We start from the raw sequence: 20823 nt of genomic DNA on the forward strand, positions 1-20823 counted from the left end.
CTCTCCTCACTTTTTTTCATTCTCGCATTCTATCAGGTTATCTAAAGTTCTTATTAAGAAACTTTGATACAATGCTATTTCTTCCTCGCTAAATCCCTTGTAAAAAATCTCTCCGACTTCATCAATAATCTTTTTGTTCAATTCCACTAATTTTTCATTTCTGTTCACTACTTTAACTATTGTTTTCCGTTTGTCTGTTTGGCAAGGCATAAAACTGATATGTCCTGCTTTTCCCAACTTAGCTAATATACTCGTTAAAGTTGACTTTTGAAGATTGGTAACCCTTGAGATTTCATGTATAGGTATTTCGTCTTTCGTCCAAAGATAAAACAAAATCCTTGCTTGAGTTGCTGTTAAAGTATCAACCTCAGATTCCCTGTGTTTTCTTGAAACTATTCTAGCCAGCAATGCATCTATGGATGCTGATAAAAAAACAGATCTTCCTTTTATAATTCCCATGTGCACCTCCATTTTCTCAAAAAAAGTACCATATCGTACTAATATTATAGTTCGATATGGTACTATTTTCAACCTGTATTTTTTGAATGTTTGCATTCATTATCTCTTGCGATCTGTAGATCACCCCAATTAATAGTAGTAAGTACGGCTCAACAGACATTAGGCATTCACTACAGCGAGGAAAATGTTTTATTGGGATGCATGGATGTTTAACCAGCAGGAAAGTTTGATTTACCTTGATGGGTCTTCTTTGTTTTCTAATCTACATCTTTAAAATTTGAACAGAGATCTCAATTAAATACTCTTCATAACCTCTAACTGAAAGATCATCTAACAAAACATCCTCATAAAAAAATCCCTGTAATTCTATGCTCTTATCTTTAGCATAACTTATTATTCGATCATAAGTGTCACATACGCTTGAGTATCCCTCTGTATGGTACGCGATTAAATATGTTCCTTTTTCTCGCTTGAAATTTGAATAATTTGATTTTTTACTAACTCTAGTAAAAAGATAATCATAATTGAATGTTTCATTTGTTAAGACTCTTTTAGTATCTCTCATCCAGCCTACTGTATGGGAAGCATCAATACTATAAATGTTCAAGTACTTTTCGTGTTTTATCATAGAATCGTAAATGCTTTTATCATTTGTGTAAGGATCAGCCTCTGTTACTACCAAAAACTCCTCCTTTTTTTCCTCAATAATAATATCAGTTGTAACGATCTCAGTTGCTGCTTGGGTAATTCGTTTCTTCTCTGATATTATATTTTTCATTTTTTGCAGTTGTTTAATTTTAGAATTCAGCATTGCCTCTTCTTTCTCAAGTAGGACAATGAGCTCCTGAGGTGACCTTTTATTTAAATACTCTTTTATCTCTTTTAATGGCATTTCTAATTCTTTAAGTATTGAGATCACTTTAAAAACATCCATTTGATTAATTGAATAATATCTATACCCATTTTCAGCTTTAAATTCAGGAGAAAGAATTCCAAGTCGATCATAGTGAAATAAAGTATCCTTGCTAATACCCATCACTTTTGCAAATTGTCCTGACGTTAAATGAGTGTGAACATTATTCTCCATGAATTCCCTCCTTGACTATGGTGTTACACCACACTTTATTATAACCAAGTAACCTTCAAATAGCAGTAGACCATGAGGAGTATCTAATCGAAAGTAATACCTAAATAATTAATCTTGGGAGGATATAAGGAATGAAAGTTCTAGTTACAGGAGCAACAGGAAGTGTGGGGAGTCATATTGTTGAACAACTAGTTGCAAAAGATATAGAAGTAAAGGCATTGTCAAGGAAGGAAAGCAACTTACCTAAAGGAGCACAAGTAGTTCTAGGGGATCTTGATATTCCCGAAACTATAAAAGCACATCTCCATACTATAGATAGCTTGTTTCTGATCACTCAGAGTGAACAAACGGACGAAAAATTTATAAAAAACAAAAGAATTATTCAGATGGCAAAACAAGCTAATGTTGCAAGAATTGTAGCCCTGTTAGATTTTGAAGGGAACCCAATTGAGGACGTTATTAAAAATAGCGGAATGGAATGGACTTTACTAAAGCCAGTGGAATTTATGAAAAATGCACTTTACAGTGGTTGGACAGAATCAATCCAAAAAGAAGGACTTATTCGTACGGCTTTCCCCGATAGTTTAAGCGCTAGAATTCATGAAGCTGATATCGCTGATGTCGCAGTAAAGGCACTAACAGAAGAAGGCCATGATAAGCGGACATATGATTTGACAGGACCAGAAGCATTGTCTCCAAAAAGTATGATTAAACAAATTTCTGTAGTTATAGATAAATACATTGATCTTGTTGAAATTACAGAAGAACAAGTAAAACAAGATTGGAAAAGCAAAGGCTATGACAATGAATTTATTGAATACTTTATTATAGGGATTGGGAAAAACCCTCCTAAAGGAGCCTATACCGTTCTACCGACAGTAGAACAAGTTACAGGCAAGCCAGCCAGAACATTTACTCAATGGGTTAATGAAAACAAGCATTATTTTGTATAACCCCTTATTTTCTTTTACTAATTACCTAACGGAAAACGTTAGCTGAACGAGGAATGGCAAAGAGTAAAACGATACTACATTAGACTGATGATCCAAGTAATAGAAACAGCGGCAGCCATGGACGGAAAAATAAAGTCCTAGACTGCCGCTGTTTTATTGAACTCAGTAAAACCGCACCTGTAATTTCGTTAGCCAAATTTTTTCCATGTTCATAAGGGATAATCGCATCTTCAGTACCGTGAATCACCAGCCTTACCTCCATAAAGTACTTTCAGTTCCTCTTCCTTCATCGTAAAAGTATGTTTTTCTTCAGGAAACCGTTTATTCTTCACATCAGCAGTATAAGCTTGAATGGACTCCAATATAAACGGATTCAGCGAATGGTATTGTTTTACAAACTTAGGAACACGTTCAACACCATAGCCTAAAATATCATGATATACGAGAACCTGGGCATCCACATCCAATCCAGCACCAATTCCAATCACCGGAATCGAAAGGGCTTTGGTTACTTCTTCTGCAAGTTGTCTTGGAACACATTCCAAAAGAAGAGCAAATGCTCCAGCCGCTTCACATTTCTTAGCATCTTCCAGCAATTTTTTAGCGGCTAATGCATCTTTTCCCTGCACCTTATATCCGCCTAAAACTCCAACAGTTTGCGGAGTCAGTCCCAGGTGGGAGCAGACAGGAATTCCTGCTCTTGTCAGGGCGGCGATATGTTCGACGACTTCATCGGCACCTTCCAGCTTCACCGCATGGGCACCGGCATCTTGAACTAATTCCCCAGCATTGATTAATGTATCTCTAACAGACAAATGATAGGTTAAAAACGGCATATCCGTAATGATAAATGTATCCTTCGCTCCTCGTTTAACAGCTTTCGTGTGGTGAATCATGTCTTCGATTGTAACTGGAATTGTTGAATCGTAACCCAGAACAACCATTCCAAGCGAATCACCAACCAATATGACGTCAACGCCCCCTTGTTCTGCAAGCTTTGCAGAAGGATAGTCATAGGCTGTTAACATGACAATCTTTTCATTGTTTTGCTTCATTTTCAGCAAATCTGTAGTTTGTTTCAACGTATTCCCTCCTCCTCAATTTAAATGTGACATATATTCAAATGCTGTTGTTCCATATACACTTTTAAAGTGTTTATTTAAATGGGTTAAATCAACAAAACCACATTCTGCTACTGCTGAATAAATATCTCTATTTTTTTCTATTAACTGCTTTGCACGTTCGATCTTGCAGTTAAGAAAGTATTGGTATGGTGAAATTCCAGTATGAGCATTGAATAATCGGATAAACTGAAATTTCGATAAATTAAGCTCTTTACATATCTCGTCAAGTTTAAGTACATGTTCTAAGTTGGTATGAATCATATCCTTCGCTATTCGAATTAAAACGTTCTCTTTCTTATTGTCTGTAGAAAGATTGGTTTGAAAAAGGCTATCCGTCAAGGATAAAAGTAATTCGCTACACAAAGCCTCATCTTTTTCGCTTAAGATAGCCTTAGAAAGACTTAATATTTTTTGTTCAAGGCTATAGTCATACACAATTGGCGTTGAAAACCGTACGATATCCTTGTGCTCAATAATCTCTAAAAGCAATTGTGGCTCAATATATAGCATGACATAATCAAGCCCCACCTTATTATGTGCCATTCCGTCATGCGCCTGTTCTGGATTAAAAAGCATCACACCATTTTGATAGGATAACTGTAAGCTGCCATCCAAGGTATACTCTTGAATTCCACGCAATGTTACGCCTATTGCATATTCCATGTGAGAGTGCTTCTTATACTTAAATTCAGAAAGACTTGCTGATAGCGCAGTAATACCTGCTGATTTCTTATAGATAAATTTGTCCAATTCAATCACCCCTAACAAGCTTACCTACATCCATATCATTATGGCCGCATAGGCTAAAAACAAGGCCATCATTATATTAACAGTCTTTTTATGCTTCTGTAAAAACTCCTTGAAGATTGCACCGAAAAGAACCCATGTCACAAATGCTAAAAAACCAATAAGCGTTATAGCGACAATACTTATCGTCACCGCAGGTATTGCGATATAGTGGGGCATAATAAAACTAGGAATTACAGTCATTGTAAATAGTACTACCTTTGGATTTAGAAACTGCATAAGAAAGCCTGACATAAAGGTAGCTGATTGGTTGACGGTTGGATTGGATGTATCCATTTTGTAAACTTGATAGGCGAGATAGAACATATAACAGCTTCCGATTATCTGCATAACAATTAAAATTTTCGGTATGATCGTTATAAGCATCGTATTCAAAATAGCAGAAATAACAAGTAATAAACCAAAAGCTAGAGTTGCTCCATACGTATATTTCATTGCTTTTTTTGCCCCAAAATTATGGACTGTAGATAGTATAACGATATTAGTTGGACCTGGTGTAAAAGTGGCAATAAAACAGTAAATTAAAACAGATGTAATATTCATGAGGAAAACTCCTTTAACGTATTCTCATGAAATAATACATCTTAAGATAAATGGCATATAGTATATTATTGCAGGTATTGTACCCTTCGTAGTCCCCCTTCTTCTACGCTGTTTGCTATATCAAAATTTCCCTTATTCAAGAGTTGCATCGTCAGTTCCTTGTTGTCCGTAGCTGTCTTCAAAAATTACTTAGCCCGAATCCTCTACCGTTAAAGATGTTTTTAACCTTACCGACAACAAACATAATCATGGATTATTGTGGTATTATTTCGGATTATTGTTAATACTACGTATCTGAGGAGGGTGAAAATGAAGTTACATACCAAATTTTCAAGACAATTATGCCAGAATATCGATCTCATTTGTGACTTCATGGGAAACAGTTCGGATTTTATTGTTCGTGAGATCACGACTGGCCATAAACACGCCGCTCTTTTTTATTTGGATGGAATGACTGACATGCAAAAGGTACAGGACAACGTGATCCGTCCGTTGCATGATCGTGTTTCCTCTGACGAGATCACTTTACCGTTATTGAAAAACGCAATTTTGGACATTGGTGAAGCAAGCTTTACTCAAAACTTTGAAGATGCCTTGGAACAGATCCTCTCAGGTGGTCTTCTCCTACTACTGAACGATACGGATGAAGGATTGGTCATTTCTTTGCCTGGATGGGAAGAACGCAGCATTACGGACTCGAAGACGCAGCCTGTGGTCAGAGGTCCGCAAGAGTCGTTTACAGAAACTTTACGTACGAATACGACTATGGTTCGTCGAAGGGTGAAGGATACAAGAGTACGTCTAACTACCATAAAAGTTGGCGAAAAAACCAAGACCGATATATCGGTCATGTATTTACATGAGGTGGCTGACCTAAAAAAGGTGCAGGACATGATATCCAAGTTAAAGGACATGCATGTAGAAGGTGTGCTTGAAAGCGAATATTTGGAAGAATGTCTCCAAGAAGATAAACAACTCACGATATTTCCGCTCTTTTATAATTCTGATCGCCCAGACTCTATTGCAGCAGGAATTATGGAGGGGAAAATTGCGATATTTGTGGATGGATCTCCCTTCGCCATCCTTGCACCTGCGGTGTTTGTAGATTTCCTTCAATCCGCAGAAGATTATTATCAATCCTTTATTTACAGTAGTATCATTCGAATATTAAGGTATATCTGCCTGGCAATCTGTATGTTGGCTCCCTCCATTTATGTCGCATTAACGACATTCCATCAGGATATGATTCCAACAGTTTTGTTATTAAGCTTATCCGCGCAACGTGAAGGAGTTCCGTTTCCAGCATTTATTGAGGCGATGATCATGGAAGTGGTTTTTGAAATTCTGAGGGAGGCAGGTCTTCGTATGCCACGGACGGTCGGTCAAGCCGTTTCTATTGTCGGGTCAATAGTAATTGGCCAAGCAGCTGTAGAAGCAAACATCGTTTCGGCTGTTATGGTCATTGTTGTTGCAATAACTGCCATTTCGAGCTTTGTCATTCCCTCGTACACCTTTGCCATTCCTATCCGTATATTACGTTTCGCTTTCATAGGAATAGCCGCTATGTTTGGTGTGTACGGATTGACTGTTGGTATCCTCATGCTCTTTGTGCATCTGAATGGACTTCATTCATTCGGTGTACCGTATTTGAGCCCCTTTGCCAATTACAAATCGTCGGAGCAGAAGGACGCAATATTGCGTTTTCCATATAGAACTAAAAAAAAACATCGCAAAAACTAAAGGAGTAGACCATCATGAACTCGTACCGATCCACCATTTTGTTACTGTTAATGTGCACCTGGCTAATGGTGTTTCTTACGGGTTGCTGGAACAATAAGGAATTGAGTGCAATTTCCGTCGTGATGGCTATGGGTATTGATGCAGTGGATGACCAATATGAAGTCAGTCTACAAGTGGTTGACCCATCGCAAATGTCTCGGAATTCCCCCATGGAACGGACGCCAACGATCGTTTTTTCCAAACGCGCCGATACCATATTTGAAGCTATTCGAAAATTAACAACGGAATCCTCCCGAAAATTGTATATGTCCCACTTAAAATTTGTAATTTTTGATGAAAAAACAGCAAAAAAAGGAATCAAGGAGCCGCTGGACTTTCTATTCCGTGATCATGAAGTTCGGCCTGATTTCTATTTGGCGGTTGTCAGAGAAAACTCGGCAAAGGAGGCCGTTACTTTTGTAGCTCCAACCGAGATCTTGCCTGCAATGGATATGTATAAGGCATTAAGGCTTTCTGAAAAAGCATGGGCTCCAACTTCCGCGGTCAATGTAAAAGATCTTTTGCAGAAATTTACGGAGGATGGCATTGAACCAGTCCTCACTGGTATTCGACTGACAAACTTAGAAAAAGGCCTGACTATTGATAATGTGACAAAGTCGCCCCAACATGTTAAATATTTTTTCACTGGAATTGGTGTTTTCAAGGGCGATCGACTTATCAATTGGATGGATGATTCACAAAGTAAAGCCTTTACCTATATATCCAACCGTGTTTCCAGCACCGTAGCTTCCATCGATTGTCCGTATTCCAATGGAAAATTTGTTGTTGAAGTAATCCGTTCCAAAGTAAAAATGCGTCCAGAAATAATAGACCATGAGCCGCACATTTCTCTTATTGTGGATACAGAATCCAATGTCGGAACGGTCTCGTGCAATGCCAACCTTAAGAATGAAGAGACATTTAGAGATCTTCAAAAATCAGCTAAAGAGCATCTGGAACAGTCTTTGAAGGAAGGCATTCGAAATGCACAACACATCGGTTCCGATATATTCGGGTTTGGAGAAGCTTTTCACCGTAAGTTCCCGCGTGAATGGCATAGATGGAAAGAGGATTGGTCACAAAAATTCCAAACGCTTAAAGTGGATATTCAGCTCAATTATCGTTTGATCCGGTTCGGAGAAATCACCAGTCCAATCGATATGGGACTACACAATCAGGAGTGAATGCATATGCTTTATGTGATTCTCGTAAGTTCCATTTTAACATCGCTGTATGAGTTTAAAAAATTCAAGAAGAAACAATATGTGCGTGAAATTGTATTCAGCTCGGTATTGTTGACTATAGGCGTTATATTGATTATCCTACGGATCGCCAACATTGAACTGCCGACTCCACTGACGGGCATTCGAATCCTATTCCAACCAGTAAGCCGGTTACTTATAGAAATGTTATCTTAAGGGGGCATTGGAATGAATTCCAACTTGACCGTTCGACAAGCTATTATGTGGTTTACATTATATCAAATAGGAAGCGCATATCTGGTGCTCCCAGCGGCAATTACTGCTGCCGCTAAACAAGATGCCTGGCTCTCCATCCCAGTCTCCTTAGGTTTCCATCTGTTATTGATACCTTTATATGCCTCCATCGCTAGGCAAATACAGGGGAAATCTTTCGTAGAGCATCTCCGTTGTCTCTTCGGTCCCTTGGGCGGGACGATTAGCATCGTTTTCATTTTTTTCTTTCCCTTTCTTGTGTTCATCATGACGCTTCGAAATCTAGGCGACTTTATCACAATAGATATTATGCCGGAAACTCCCTCCGACGCGATATATTTCATCATGCTTATAGTCATTTATTTCGCCGTTCGATCAGGCCCTGCTGTAATTGGCCGTTGTGCGGAAATCCTGTTTTTTTTCCTTCTGGTTCTATATCTTTTGGTCAGGATTACCCTTCTTCCTGAGACCAACATAAATAATGTGCTCCCTATTTTTGAGTATGGTTTGAACCCTATCGTTCTCGCTTCGTTCAATTTGTTTGCCTTTCCCTACCTTGAAGCAATTCTGTATCTTTTTTTTGCACAGTACATTCCCGATCCAAAGAGGTGGAGAAAGACAGTGATTACATGTGCTTTGATTAGCGGCGGCATGTATTTTTTCATGGTTCTACAAATAATCGCCGTGATGAGTGAAGGTGTTGTATCTAATTTGACGTTTCCTACTTATTTTATTAGCCGAACAATCAGTAACGGGGAGTTTCTTCAACGGTTTGAAATTGTCGTTGCAGTGTTCTGGTTTGTTACCATTTTTTTCCGACTCGCATTGCTTTTATATGTTTCAGCGCAAGGGCTTGCAGATGCTTTTCGTCTTCGAAGCGCTAACTCTCTCTTAGTTCCTCTGATCCTAATCGCAATGGCAATGGTTCATTCTATTTGGCCAAATATGCAATTTTTAATCAAGTTTTTTTCAGTATGGCCTTTTTACGCCATGATTTTCGGTATCGTGTTTCCTATTGTGCTATGGCTGGTGGGTAAGGTAGGCGGCTCGTTGAAATTCCGTAAAAAGTATCACTAAAGTTGCATTGACCGTATGAACATACTGTCCAATTCCAGCCTCTCCACCACGTCCAAAGGACATGGAAGACGCCTATTGGGCTAGGAGACTTGCTCTTGTTGTAATCATTATTGCAATTTAGCAAGAAGTAACTCCAGTTCCTCCCTCTCCAGATGTCTCCATTGCCCACGTTCCAGATGATCCAAGGTAATATTCATAATTCGAATACGTTCCAACTTTAGCACCCTGTAGCCCAAGGCCTTGCACATTCTGCGAATTTGCAAGTTCAGACCCTGCGTCAAAATAATACGGAACTCGTATTCGCTCGTACGATCAACCTTGCACGGTTTGGTAATGACGTTCAATATTTCAACGCCACGAGACATGGCCTGCGTAAACTCGTTTGTAACAGGTTTGTCTACAGTCACTATATATTCCTTCTCATGACCATGCTCGGAACGCATCATTTGATTGACAATGCTTCCATCGTTGGTTAATAGAATGAGTCCCTCTGACGCTTTATCCAGCCTGCCAATGGCAAAGATACGTGAAGGATAATTGACATAACTAATAATATTGCCAGCCACTTGCTCCGCTGCGGTACAAACAATGCCTATAGGCTTATTCAGAGCCAAATATACAGGTTCAATGGAATTAAGCGGAATAGCTTTTCCATCAATCAGCACGATATCCTGTGGCTCTACTTCTGCGCCCGCTTCACAAACATTTCCATTAATCGTAATTCGTCCTGCTGCAATCAACCTATTGGTTTCCCGACGTGAGCAAAATCCTGTCTCACTTATGTACTTGTTAATTCTCACGATTCACCTGCTTCTGATTATAATATGCGAGTATAAGTAAAATAATTAAAAAAACACCTGATTGTTCTTGCTTAATCAGATGTTCGCCGTTTACGACAACTTATACTTTCCCGGCTTATTTGCTACTGCTGCCGCCGCTTTTATTCCTTGTTGGTTTGGCAGTGCCGCCTTTTGTGCCACCTGCCGCTTTGCTTCCCGGTGCGCTTGTAGAAGCGCTTTTTGTCCTTACTGGCTTCGCAGTTTTGTTCCAGCGTGTCCAGCCCTTACTACCTGTACCTCTGCCGGTCCCGCCGCCCTTGCTTTTTCCACCCATATGATCACTCCATTACTAGTCGTTCAGATTTAACTAAGCTATCATACCATTACTTTGATCATAATGCCCATTTGTTTTAAAAAATTGAAGCATAAACTGTGTCAAATAAAGGAGCACATAATCATGTGAAAGCTCACACATGTTATTGTAGGCCGCGAAAAAAGCTTTCTTTTCCCCCACTTAAATGGCTAATTTTCTCTAGAAAAGAAGGATACAGGATGAATAATGACGTAAGGCTGTTTGTGGTTCGTCACGGTATTGGGACTGGTAATGAGCCGGATGCTCCGCTCAGAGTTCCAGAGGGCTTCGAGCAAGCCAAGCAGTTGGCGGATTTTCTACTGCATATGGATGGCTTGCATGTAGACCGTTTGATTTCCAGTCCGTATAAACGAGCTTGGCAGACAGCGGAAATCATTGAAGAACGATTAAACATCAAACTTGATCCACCTGAAGATCGTCTTAGAGAACGAGGGGTGCCCGAAGTTACGGCTGAAGAGTCTGAAAAAATGGTTAACACCCGGGTCATTGCCTTAACGGAAGAATTGCTGGAGAGCGGTCGACACACCTTTCTGTTAGTCACCCATCGCTTGATCATAACACTCCTGCTGCATCATTATGCTCCAGATTTTATTCTGGAGGAAATCACGAATCCAGATCTATATCTTTTAACTTTTAGTGATGGAAAATGTCAGGCGAAGCATTTGTGGAGTACAGAGTAAACTGTTGTAGTTTAATTCAAAAAAAACTGGGAGGTCATCTAATTATGCAAGGAATGCTCGAAAGAAATCGCATCACCGCTGTTACCAAACCCGACGTATCCAACATGTCTGTTTGTATCGAAAATGTGAAAAAGGCGGTTCTCTCCAATCTTCAGGGGCCGGCAGCCCCTACGGATTATCACCAATTGATGGGAAGACTCCATGCGGCAAAAGCCAAACTGCCGAAAATATATCAGGAAACGGTCGCGATTCCGTTTATTAAGGAATTGGACAAGCTTGGGCAACAGGGCTTCACTGAAATTTTGATTCAGGACCCAAGTAGAACTAGAGCTGCCGGACTCATGCTGGATATCGCTCAGAGCATTCTGCAAAACGGAGAAGGCTACAATGCACTTGCGACCGATGCTTTTCAGGAGATTGTGAGTGACCTGTATGACGGTTTTCTTAGCGCAGAAGATCGTGAAGGAATAAAAGAACCGGATCTCAGTATTATTCCAGCACTTGTTAAATGGGGAGAGCCGGAAAATGGCCCGTACACATGGCCCGCTGATGCCACAGCAGTATTTAAAGTGCAAGCAGCGATTGTCAGTCTTCCTCCTGCGCATGCGACAAATGGACTGCTGGCTTGGTCCAGTATCCCTCATGAAGTATGTGGTCATGACATTTTGCATGCTGATCTGGGTCTAATTCAAGAGTTGGCCAATGTCGTTAGAAACAGATTAAACAGCGAAAACATCGGACAAGGACTACCGGACTACTGGGCTTCCCGCATCGATGAAACCGCCTCGGATGTATTGGGTGTCCTTAATCTGGGACCAGCAGCTGCCATTGGCTTAATCGGTTATTTCCGGGGTATGAATGCCGCCTTTTCGGGAAGAGCTCAACTTCGAAATGAAGGACCTACCCGTGATCCACATGCTGCAGATATTTTACGGGGATATTTGGGTGCCTACGCCACTGCACTTTTGGAATTCGACCAAGCTGGAGCATGGGCAGAAGTCATTGAATCGGAAGTCGACAAGGATCTATCAAGTATTAAGCTTAACGGCAGAGCCATCGACGCTAATACAGCAAAACGTTCTGCACGAATTGTAGCTGAAGCCATTATGAAGACTAAACTTGCAAGCCTTGAAAATCACAGTCTGGATGAAATCCAAAACTGGAGAAACGAGGATGAGAGCGTCGCCGCACTTTTACGTACCTTGCTGCAAACCACCGGTTCTCTTACCGACGAGCACCGCTCTGGCTTCTACGCCGCGCATGTGGTAGCTGCTGCTGTTACTGAGGGACTTTCCCGGGAAGCGGATCTGCAGGTTATATTTAATCGGATGCTGTCCCTGTTAAAGCTGATGCACGATACCAATCCTGCTTGGGGACCACTTTTCGTACAGCATCCCGGCGATATTTCACGTCATCTGCTCTATCACCCTGCCACTCCAAACCTGATTTCCCTCTAAACAAGCCATAATCAGAACCCGCAAAATAGTTTGCTTAAGGACAAGCAGCCTTTTTGCGGGTTAGTTTAATTCTAATCCCTAAAAAAGACGCTAACATCCCCCTCAACGGCTACACGTTAGAAAGTCCATGAACACTTGGTATTTTTGCTTCTGCACAGGCTAATAATGATAGGTGAGAATTTGCAAGTAAAAAATCAGCCATAAAGGAGTGAAACACATGTCTGTTGATGTTTATCTTAACTTTAATGGAAACTGTCGCGAAGCAGCGGAGTATTACGCAGAGGCATTTGGGACTGAGAAACCACATATCATGACGTTCGGTGAAGCACCACCCAATCCCGATTATCCTCTACCAGAAGAAGCCAAAAATTTGGTCATGCACACGCGGCTTCAAATTGATGGTAGTAATGTCATGTTTTCAGACGTTTTTCCTGGTATGCCTTTCGTAGCCGGAAACAACATCAGCCTCGCCATCGTCAATAAGGACGAAGAGAAAATTCGATCGTACTTTCATAAGTTAAAAGAAGGGGGGACCGTAAACATGGAGCTTCAAGAAACATTCTGGAGCAAATGCTACGGTAGCCTTAAAGATAAGTTTGGAATTGAATGGCAATTGAGTTATGACAATGAAGAATCGCTCAAAGAACTATAAAAAAGACGTTAACCCAGCCATATTTTGCATGGACATGGGTTAGCGTCTTTTCATTATGCATTTAACTGGCTTTCGACAGCAAGTAAAGGAAATAAGGGGTAACCAGTATGGTGATAATAATTCCGGTTGGAATATCAGCTCCAAAACTAATCGTCCGAGTAAGTGTGTCAGCAATCAAAATGACGAGTGCACCAACTAATGCCGTCGTAGGTAGCAATAGCTTATGATTGGGTCCTACTAGCTTGCGTGCTAGATGGGGACTGACCATGCCTACAAAAAAGAAATTTCCGCCAAGTGCCACGCTACCAGAAGCGAGCGCAACGGCAGCAATCGTCAAGCCGATAAACTCCCTTTTAATTGCTACGCCGAGCCCCGATGCTGTCTGATTCCCCAAATTCAACGTATTGAGTGTGTTCGACCTGTAAAAAACGTAAAAGCAAATGATAAGCACCCACGGGAGAAGCACCATAATATAGCTCCAGTCGTCCCCCCACAGGTCTCCAGCCTGCCATCTCAGAGCAAAGTCATACTGTTGCTTGTCTAGCCGGAGTGTCAACATCAGAGATAATGCGCTGTAGCCACTGCCCATAGCGACACCGGTTAAAATTAAGCCTGTAGGCGAGATGTCTCTTCCCCGCCTGAAAGCAAACATAAAAATCAAAAATGCTGCCGTAAGGCCGCCTGCAAAAGCCAGTCCTGGAAGAAGAATAGGCGATAGCAATCCTTCACTAGCGAACAACGTAATATACATAAGTACAAATAACCCTGAGCCTGAGCTGATGCCGAGCGTCCCCGGGCTGGCCATGTCGTTTTTGAGCAAGCTTTGCATAATACAGCCTGATATCCCCATGCCAATACCTACCAATATAGAAAGCACAATACGTGGCAGTCGAAAGTCAAACACGATCAGGTTCTGTTTGCTCGTTCCTTCGCCAATGATGACCTTGAAAACTTCGAGTGGAGAAAGGTTCATTTTCCCAACATTCATACTGAGTACAGCCACTAGCAGCGTCAGCACTACTAACAGTAAAATAATGCTAATCCCCCTGGTATTACGGGACAGTTTCAACTAAACTCCCTCCTCTGCTTGCGCACAAGGTAGAGAAAATAGGGTACGCCCACCAAGGCAAAAATAATGCCAAGAGGTGTTTCGTGAGGGCGATTGATCAGTCGTCCGAGTAAATCTGCCGCCAACAGAAAGACTGCTCCATACAAAGCTGAGGCCGGGATAATATACCGATAATCCGTTCCGACCAGATGGCGCATAATGTGTGGCACGATCAAACCAACGAAGCCAACAGGGCCGACCACAATAACCGATAACCCTGTTAAAATTAATACAATTAAGGTTGAAAACAGCTTAATCCTATTCGCACGAATACCCAAGCCTGATGCCACATCCTCCCCGAAGCTCAAAATCGTAATCGAGGGAGAAAGCGCGATGGCACAGACCAAACCCACTACAAACAGTGGCGCAATAAAAGCTAATTCGCCCCACTTGGCACTGGCTGTACCACCAGCAGACCAGTAATCAAGGGCTTGGCCAATCTCATACTTAATAGCGATAAACGTACTAAACGCACCAAAAAGCATGGAGATGGACATTCCTGCTAACACCAGTCGCTGAGGCGTCATTCCTCGCTTGCCTATAGATGCGATGTAATACGTAATGCCTGTAGTGATTGCTGCACCTAGGCAAGAATACAGCATAGTTTCTCCGTAGGTGCGACCAGGCAAAAAGGCCATACATAACGCAATAGCAAATGTCGAGCCTGAACTTATGCCAATGAGTCCCGAATCCGCTAGTGGATTACGAGTGGTTCCCTGCATAATTGCCCCACACACAGCCAAGCTGCACCCTACTATGATATCTGCCACGGTGCGTGGAAAACGCAAGGTGTGAATAATCTGATGTTCCGTAATGTTGGGATCAAACTGAAATATAGCCCCCCACGCCAGCTTCAAGCTCATTTCCGCAGCACCAAAGGTAATAGATGCTGCGGTAACCACCAGGAGCAGGAACACGCCCATGATCATATAGCCTATAAAATGAAATATTCCTTTTTTATTTGGTTCTTTGTGAGTAGACATCGATTACACCCTTAGTTGGTCAATTATGCAACGTTACTTAGTCTGTTCCAGCAATTTGCTAATAATATAATCTAGCTGCCCCGTCATACTAGCAACGTCCGAATAATAAAACAGTCCTGCATATTTCGCTGGAATTTCGATGATATGTCCGTTTTTAACGGCTGGAATACTGCTCCAGATTTTTGTCTTCGCATATTCGGATTCCTTGCCTTCCTGCTTAAACCAAAGGACATAATCTCCAAAGTATTCAGCAGCTACCTCGTAGGATAAAGAACCTCGACGCTCTCCGGAGCTTTTAACCAATGTGTTGAGCTTTTCCGGTTTGTGAAGTCCAAGATAATTGTAAAGCAACGTTCCTCCACGTGAGCCTGTTTCATAATAAATTCCATAGGAGCCACTGCCCCAGTCCTCGAAAATGCTAAACGTTTTGTCCTTGAATATGTCGGAATTTAGTTTTTCTTTGGCCTGACTCAGCTTGCTTTCAAACAGTGAAATCACTTTGTCTGCTTCTGCTTCATGTCCTGTGGCCTGACCAAGAAATTTCAAACGTTCTAGGGAGGTCATTTTGTCCTCAGGTATCACAAGAACAGGCGCAATTTTAGAGAGCTTATCATAATCCTTTGTATCATATGTAATGATGAGATCAGGATCATACTTCATAATTTCCTCAGTTTCCCACTTTTCGATATTGGGGATGTCGTTAAACTTATCGTAAAAAGGCATCGTTTCTTGTTTCCACCCCATTACTGCGGCCGGCTTAATCCCTAGTGTAAATACATCGCCAACATACCAGTTCACTACTACCCGTTGAGGATTAGCGGGCACCTTCACATCTCCTTTTACCGTAGAGACTGTACGCGTATCAGAATCACTGCTTACCTCTTCCTTCGTGGGCGACGCGGGTTTAGCAGATGAATCAGAGGAACTGCCAGCATTCCCACAACCTGAAATAACAAAAATCACTACGAATAGTGCACATAAAATCATGTGAAATTTCTTGTTCATCATACGATGCATGTTGTAAATCTCCTTTGAAATATAGTAAGTGCAAAACATACTTAAAATTAGTGATATTGATAATCATTATCACTAATATAAAAGTGTAAATTTTATATTAGTGATTGTCAACTGTTTCTTTATTTTTTTGTTTTACTTTAATGGGTTCTCCAGTGCTCCCCTTCTATTCGCTTCATGCCATTCCTGATAGATTCCTCCAATTTCATAAAATGCTTTGTTCATTGCAGTTGTCAGCTCCTTCGTGATTTCCTTGGTATATTTTAAATGAGTATTTATGTTATCCACTTTATATTTGCGAAGCAAATTTAGATGAGCAATGATGTGAATTGTATCTTCGATGATCCAATAAATCACATCCTCTTCCTCTTTCGTAAGCTTGTTCAGCATCTGTATGCCTCTTTCATACATCTGGAGCGTATAACCCCGCTTGCCCACTTGCACATACGGGCTCAGATCATCATAAAAATCCGTACGGAAAGGTCGTCTTACATATTGCTCATACTGGTCTTCATATATTGAAGTTTGTTCAAGCTGTTTAATAGTCATATCTATGAGTTCTTGTTCGCTATATATTTTTTTCATCAGATTTTCCCTTCCCTTTCTCTACTAAATAAATTCAAGTCATAATCATGTTAGATCACAAGTGATGCAATAAGAAGTCAAATTCTTTTTTTACCAACCATTAACAATTCTGTTTGATGCAAACGATAATTAGAATAGAGGGAATTTCCTCAATATATCCAACTGAAGGAGACAGGCGAATGAATAGAGTATGGACGAAAGCATCAGCTATTCTATTGGTAGTGGTATCCTTAATATTCAACGGAACGTACGCACTCGCAGCTTCGGCAACATCAACGTATATCGTTACGTTTCAACAAGCAACCTTGGTATCCAACGATCACGTAGGCAATGAATGGGCCATTGCTGCTCAGGTGGCAGATCAATCCATTAGTGAAGGTAACAGCGTGAAGGTGAAGGTCAAATCGAATGGTAGCATAAAGCTGTATGCGTACGCTGAGGAACAAGACAAAATTCCTGATGAAGGCGAAGCCACCAAGAATGTAAAGGTCTCCTCGGTTTCTGCTAAAGGTTCTACCGTTAAGTTAGGAGTGACGGTTACTGAAAACCGTGGACGTTATTCAGGTCATCAAGCCGTTTGGGAATTTACGTACAAGATTAAGAAACAATAATAGAATGCTAAAAAAAAGACCGTCACTCCCCAGGAGCGGCGGTCTTCGCTTTTACAAGTCGCTGTAACTGGGCACGTACCATTTCGGTATATAGGTTTGAAAGTAATTATACGCCTCCAAAACCTCTTCAGCTCGTTGCACCATATCGTCTACCTCTTCTTTGCCAAATGGAATGGCCCAGTGAATCGATGAAAGCTGATTGCTTGCAATATACAGAGCCATTAATCTAAAAAATAAATCAGGTACATGGTTATTAAAATAACTGTGGATACGGCCCGAAGCGAATAAAGGACTTAATGCTGCACACCAGGTAATTCTATTGAATTCCTCCCAAGGATCACCATAATCCATTCTATTAAAATCAATGATACCCAGTTCACCAGATGGGTTAACCACCATATTGCCTACATGATAATCTCCATGCTGAAAAGTCTGGGGACGATTTTCTAATAGATGGCGGTTTTTCTCAATAAAGCTTATGGCTTGATCTGCTCCCTTTAGGGGAATACCGCATGACTTATAGTTTGTAATATATCTGTTGATTTTGGCATTATAATGTTCAGCCCATGGGACTCGATCTTGCTCCGCATGAATCTCATGCATTTTTTTTAGTGCATCTCCTGCCTGAACTCCGAGTTGATACTGTTGTGCTGCAGTTAACGTGGGGATGATCTCTTCAGCATCTTTCCCTTCGATCCAGGTGAACAGAGAATACACAGATTGACCATCATGACAAATCCCAAATTCAAGCGGCCGGGACATGAACAGATTCTCCACGTGATTCAACTTTGTTACAGCTTCAAACTCGCGTTTCTTTTTATCATAATGAACCATATCCGACATTCTTAGCAGCAAGTCCCTACCGTCAGTGGTTTGAATATAATATTTTTTGTCACTAGACCAGCCTTTATGAATCTCTTCCACGCTGCTCCACATGCTGGCACCCGGTATTTCACTAAAGAGTCGATTCACGCTCATCCCCCCACGTTAAGATAGCCTTACTTACTATATTTGCTTTCCATAGTTTACCTTTGAAATGACAGAGGAATCAATCTTCTTCCAGGAAAAACTCAAATAAAAAAGGCTGAAAAGACAAGTCGTCTCTTCAACCTCAATATTCACTGGGTTGCCATCGTGAACACCCATCACTTGTATTGTCAAATTAGTAAGAATAAGAAAACTCATGTTTAAATTCGTCTACCCGTTGAATGGTTTTCAAAATATTACGACCTTCACGTGTGCCATCAATAATACGACGAGCTTGTTTACTATCCCCGATATTAATAACTTCTACTTGATGTTCTTTACCATATTCGAGCAAGCTGTCCATCAGCGGACTGTACGAACGCATACCCAAGCATACGAATCCAAGATCAAAAGGAATCTCAAACTCCTGTTCTCCATGCTTTACTTTGAAGCGGTCGCTGCACACTTCTGTCAAAGCTGTTTCCGTATGGACGTTCACTTCCCGCTCCTCTACCATTTTCATCATAGAAATGCGAGTAATCATATCCAGGTCTTTACCCAGTAGCGGCATCATCTCAATGATGGAAACCTCTTGTGCCCCACGCTCTGCGTAATATTCGACGACATCCAGTCCCACAGCTCCGCCACCAACTACAGCAATGCGTTTACCTTCAAACTCCTGGAATTTCTCCATGTTGTGCAAAAGATCAAAGATGGAGAACACTTTTGTGCCCGGTTTGCCCAGTTGTTCATGCAAACCTGCAATTGGCGGAAGAAGTGGTGTGGCCCCCGTCGCATTGACAATAATATCAGGATTCAGGGCACTAATCATCGCCAAATCGGCTCGGGTCCCTGTTACAATGTTCAGATTGGTTAACTGTTTGGTGCGTTGAATCAGATAATCAGGGAAATCATTGATGCGTGTTTTGTCCGGCAAGCGGGCAATATCACGAGCCAAGCCACCCAACTCTGGTTTCTCCTCAAAGAGGGTTACTTTGCAGCCTACTTCGGCTGCCGTACATGCTGCTTCCATCCCAGCGGTACCCCCACCGATCACAACAACCTGAACATTGTTTTTAACACGTTGTTTCCGGTATTCAGCTTCCTTGAACAGATCCGGATTTACCGTACAGCAAATCGGTTTACTTTTGGAGATACGATGATCGGCACAACCAATGTTGCAAGAGATACATTTTCTAAGCAAATGTTCGTAGCCGTTTTGCACTTTAAGCACCCAGTTCGGTTCTGCAATCAACCCTCTACCCATAGCCAGCAGATCAGCGTCACCTCTCTCCAAAATATCCTGCGCAGCCTGTGGGCTCCGAATATTACCTGAGGTCATCGTGACTTTCCCGAATTTTTCTTTTACCGCTTTAGCCATATATGAGCGCCAACCATCCGGCAGGTTCATCCCGTCAATCTGGAACTGGATGGAATCATTCAGAGCAGCAGAAACGTTCAGAATATCTACCTCATCATTAAGATACTCCAATAACTCGAGTGTATCTTCCAGTGTGTTCCCACCTTCTGTGAACTCTTCCGCGCTAAAACGTAAGCAAATAGGGAAAAATGGGCCGACCACTGAACGAATTTCATCAATGACTAATCTGGCAAAACGAGTACGGTTTTCTGCGCTTCCGCCAAATTCATCCGTGCGTTTATTATACATCGGTGAAAGAAACTGACTCAGCAAGTAGGAGTGTCCCGCATGAATTTCAACACAGTCAAATCCTGCTCGTTGCGCTCTTCCCGCTGCTTCTCCGTATTTGCGCACAATGGCGTAAATTTCTTCTTTTTGCAGAGGTCTTGGAATAGCTCCGCCCTTTTTAGAAGGAATATTCGAAGAAGATACAGGCTGAACTCCGTTCAGTCGTCCCGCATAAGCCGAAGCACCCGCATGGTTAATTTGTACAGAAACACAGGCTCCATAAGAGTGCAGGGCTTCTGTTAATCTAAACAGTCCGGGAATAAACTGGTCGTTATCCATACGCAACTGGGTTGTTCCGTTTGTACCCATCGGGAAATCCAGACAAACATTTTCTACTGTTATCAAGCCGGTACCACCTTTGGCCCGTTGCACGTAATAGTCAATATGATCCTGAACAAAGCTTCCGTCCATGGCAGCAAAGTTAGTTCCCATCGGGGGCATAACAATCCGATTTTTCAAGGTCATGCGTCGTATGGTTAGAGGTTCAAAGATAGCAGGATAGTGGTTCATTGTTCTTCCTCCTTGCGAGTTTACAAATTTCATGTTCAAGCTTCCATTAAAGCATTCTCATATGTGATTTTTTTCACTTTTGGAAATATCGAGATGTTGTTGAGTACGATCATT

The 20823-nt window shown here is 41.4% G+C and carries 22 protein-coding genes and 1 pseudogene; 9 read left to right on the forward strand and 14 right to left on the reverse strand.

The window, feature by feature from the left end:
- Positions 1-6 precede the first annotated feature (6 nt).
- Positions 7-459 (reverse strand): MarR family winged helix-turn-helix transcriptional regulator, encoded by a 453-nt coding sequence (locus MKX59_RS15720; protein WP_068938743.1) that lies wholly within the window; start codon positions 457-459, stop codon positions 7-9.
- A 262-nt stretch (positions 460-721) separates the two neighbouring features.
- Positions 722-1546 carry a MerR family transcriptional regulator gene (locus tag MKX59_RS15725; protein WP_068938738.1) on the reverse strand — a complete coding sequence of 275 codons (825 nt, stop codon included), beginning with the start codon at positions 1544-1546 and terminating at the stop codon, positions 722-724.
- A 131-nt stretch (positions 1547-1677) separates the two neighbouring features.
- Between MKX59_RS15725 and MKX59_RS15730 the strand changes: the two genes are divergently transcribed.
- Complete coding sequence (locus tag MKX59_RS15730) at positions 1678-2499, forward strand: NAD(P)H-binding protein (RefSeq protein ID WP_068938737.1); 822 nt, start codon at positions 1678-1680, stop codon at positions 2497-2499.
- Between the two features lie 160 nt (positions 2500-2659).
- On the opposite strand, the pseudogene MKX59_RS15735 reads toward MKX59_RS15730, so the two are convergent.
- The 4 genes and pseudogenes from MKX59_RS15735 to MKX59_RS15750 all read right to left on the reverse strand — a co-directional run.
- Positions 2660-2749, reverse strand: a pseudogene (locus tag MKX59_RS15735) (alpha/beta hydrolase); the annotation flags it as partial.
- Positions 2730-3581: a 3-methyl-2-oxobutanoate hydroxymethyltransferase gene (gene panB, locus MKX59_RS15740; protein ID WP_023988508.1), complete on the reverse strand. Its 852-nt coding sequence runs from the start codon at positions 3579-3581 to the stop codon at positions 2730-2732. The gene panB and the pseudogene MKX59_RS15735, both read right to left, overlap by 20 nt.
- A 15-nt stretch (positions 3582-3596) precedes the next feature.
- Positions 3597-4373: an AraC family transcriptional regulator gene (locus tag MKX59_RS15745; RefSeq protein ID WP_023988507.1), complete on the reverse strand. Its 777-nt coding sequence runs from the start codon at positions 4371-4373 to the stop codon at positions 3597-3599.
- A 24-nt stretch (positions 4374-4397) separates the two neighbouring features.
- Positions 4398-4973: a LysE family translocator gene (locus tag MKX59_RS15750; protein ID WP_023988506.1), complete on the reverse strand. Its 576-nt coding sequence runs from the start codon at positions 4971-4973 to the stop codon at positions 4398-4400.
- Positions 4974-5282: 309 nt separating this feature from the next.
- On the opposite strand from MKX59_RS15750, the gene MKX59_RS15755 reads away from it, so the two are divergent.
- The 4 genes from MKX59_RS15755 to MKX59_RS15770 are packed head-to-tail and all read left to right on the forward strand — an operon-like array spanning position 5283 to position 9283.
- Positions 5283-6713: a spore germination protein gene (locus tag MKX59_RS15755; protein WP_340858523.1), complete on the forward strand. Its 1431-nt coding sequence runs from the start codon at positions 5283-5285 to the stop codon at positions 6711-6713.
- Between the two features lie 14 nt (positions 6714-6727).
- Positions 6728-7936 (forward strand): Ger(x)C family spore germination protein, encoded by a 1209-nt coding sequence (locus MKX59_RS15760; RefSeq protein ID WP_068938734.1) that lies wholly within the window; start codon positions 6728-6730, stop codon positions 7934-7936.
- 6 nt (positions 7937-7942) lie between these two features.
- Complete coding sequence (locus MKX59_RS15765) at positions 7943-8170, forward strand: hypothetical protein (protein ID WP_023988503.1); 228 nt, start codon at positions 7943-7945, stop codon at positions 8168-8170.
- 12 nt (positions 8171-8182) lie between these two features.
- Complete coding sequence (locus MKX59_RS15770) at positions 8183-9283, forward strand: GerAB/ArcD/ProY family transporter (RefSeq protein WP_340858524.1); 1101 nt, start codon at positions 8183-8185, stop codon at positions 9281-9283.
- 107 nt (positions 9284-9390) lie between these two features.
- On the opposite strand, the gene MKX59_RS15775 is transcribed toward MKX59_RS15770, so the two are convergent.
- Together MKX59_RS15775 and MKX59_RS15780 are read right to left on the reverse strand one after the other, a co-directional pair.
- Complete coding sequence (locus tag MKX59_RS15775) at positions 9391-10083, reverse strand: pseudouridine synthase (RefSeq protein WP_023988501.1); 693 nt, start codon at positions 10081-10083, stop codon at positions 9391-9393.
- A gap of 115 nt (positions 10084-10198) precedes the next feature.
- Positions 10199-10396, reverse strand: a complete 198-nt coding sequence (locus MKX59_RS15780; RefSeq protein WP_023988500.1) for a DUF3934 family protein — start codon at positions 10394-10396, stop codon at positions 10199-10201.
- A 218-nt stretch (positions 10397-10614) separates the two neighbouring features.
- Here MKX59_RS15780 and MKX59_RS15785 point away from each other — a divergent pair, with 218 nt between their 5' ends.
- From MKX59_RS15785 to MKX59_RS15795, 3 genes are all read left to right on the forward strand, one after another.
- Positions 10615-11115 carry a histidine phosphatase family protein gene (locus tag MKX59_RS15785; protein ID WP_068938733.1) on the forward strand — a complete coding sequence of 167 codons (501 nt, stop codon included), beginning with the start codon at positions 10615-10617 and terminating at the stop codon, positions 11113-11115.
- Positions 11116-11159: 44 nt separating this feature from the next.
- A complete protein-coding gene (locus MKX59_RS15790; protein WP_068938732.1) occupies positions 11160-12572 on the forward strand; it encodes a hypothetical protein in 1413 nt (470 codons plus the stop codon).
- Positions 12573-12789: 217 nt separating this feature from the next.
- The gene (locus MKX59_RS15795) at positions 12790-13224 is read left to right on the forward strand and encodes a VOC family protein (protein WP_068938731.1); all 435 of its coding nucleotides are present in this window, start codon (positions 12790-12792) and stop codon (positions 13222-13224) included.
- A gap of 61 nt (positions 13225-13285) precedes the next feature.
- Here MKX59_RS15795 and MKX59_RS15800 read toward each other — a convergent pair whose 3' ends face one another.
- The 4 genes from MKX59_RS15800 to MKX59_RS15815 form a co-directional block, all read right to left on the reverse strand.
- A complete protein-coding gene (locus tag MKX59_RS15800) occupies positions 13286-14293 on the reverse strand; it encodes a FecCD family ABC transporter permease (RefSeq protein WP_023988496.1) in 1008 nt (335 codons plus the stop codon).
- A complete protein-coding gene (locus MKX59_RS15805) occupies positions 14290-15315 on the reverse strand; it encodes a FecCD family ABC transporter permease (protein WP_025721067.1) in 1026 nt (341 codons plus the stop codon). Before MKX59_RS15805 ends, MKX59_RS15800 begins: the two co-directional genes overlap by 4 nt.
- Positions 15316-15348: 33 nt before the next feature.
- The gene (locus MKX59_RS15810) at positions 15349-16332 is read right to left on the reverse strand and encodes an ABC transporter substrate-binding protein (protein ID WP_023988494.1); all 984 of its coding nucleotides are present in this window, start codon (positions 16330-16332) and stop codon (positions 15349-15351) included.
- A gap of 132 nt (positions 16333-16464) precedes the next feature.
- Positions 16465-16914, reverse strand: a complete 450-nt coding sequence (locus MKX59_RS15815; RefSeq protein ID WP_028541366.1) for an Imm63 family immunity protein — start codon at positions 16912-16914, stop codon at positions 16465-16467.
- Between the two features lie 179 nt (positions 16915-17093).
- Between MKX59_RS15815 and MKX59_RS15820 the strand changes: the two genes are divergently transcribed.
- On the forward strand, positions 17094-17525 hold the full coding sequence (locus MKX59_RS15820; RefSeq protein ID WP_023988493.1) for a hypothetical protein: 432 nt from the start codon (positions 17094-17096) through the stop codon (positions 17523-17525).
- Positions 17526-17576: 51 nt separating this feature from the next.
- On the opposite strand, the gene MKX59_RS15825 is transcribed toward MKX59_RS15820, so the two are convergent.
- Together MKX59_RS15825 and MKX59_RS15830 are read right to left on the reverse strand one after the other, a co-directional pair.
- Positions 17577-18497 (reverse strand): aminoglycoside phosphotransferase family protein, encoded by a 921-nt coding sequence (locus MKX59_RS15825; protein WP_076160925.1) that lies wholly within the window; start codon positions 18495-18497, stop codon positions 17577-17579.
- Between the two features lie 190 nt (positions 18498-18687).
- Complete coding sequence (locus MKX59_RS15830; protein WP_025721079.1) at positions 18688-20709, reverse strand: NAD(P)/FAD-dependent oxidoreductase; 2022 nt, start codon at positions 20707-20709, stop codon at positions 18688-18690.
- Positions 20710-20823: the final 114 nt, after the last annotated feature.

Source organism: Paenibacillus sp. FSL R7-0340, assembly GCF_038002205.1.
Taxonomy (GTDB): Bacteria; Bacillota; Bacilli; order Paenibacillales; family Paenibacillaceae; genus Paenibacillus; species Paenibacillus polymyxa_B.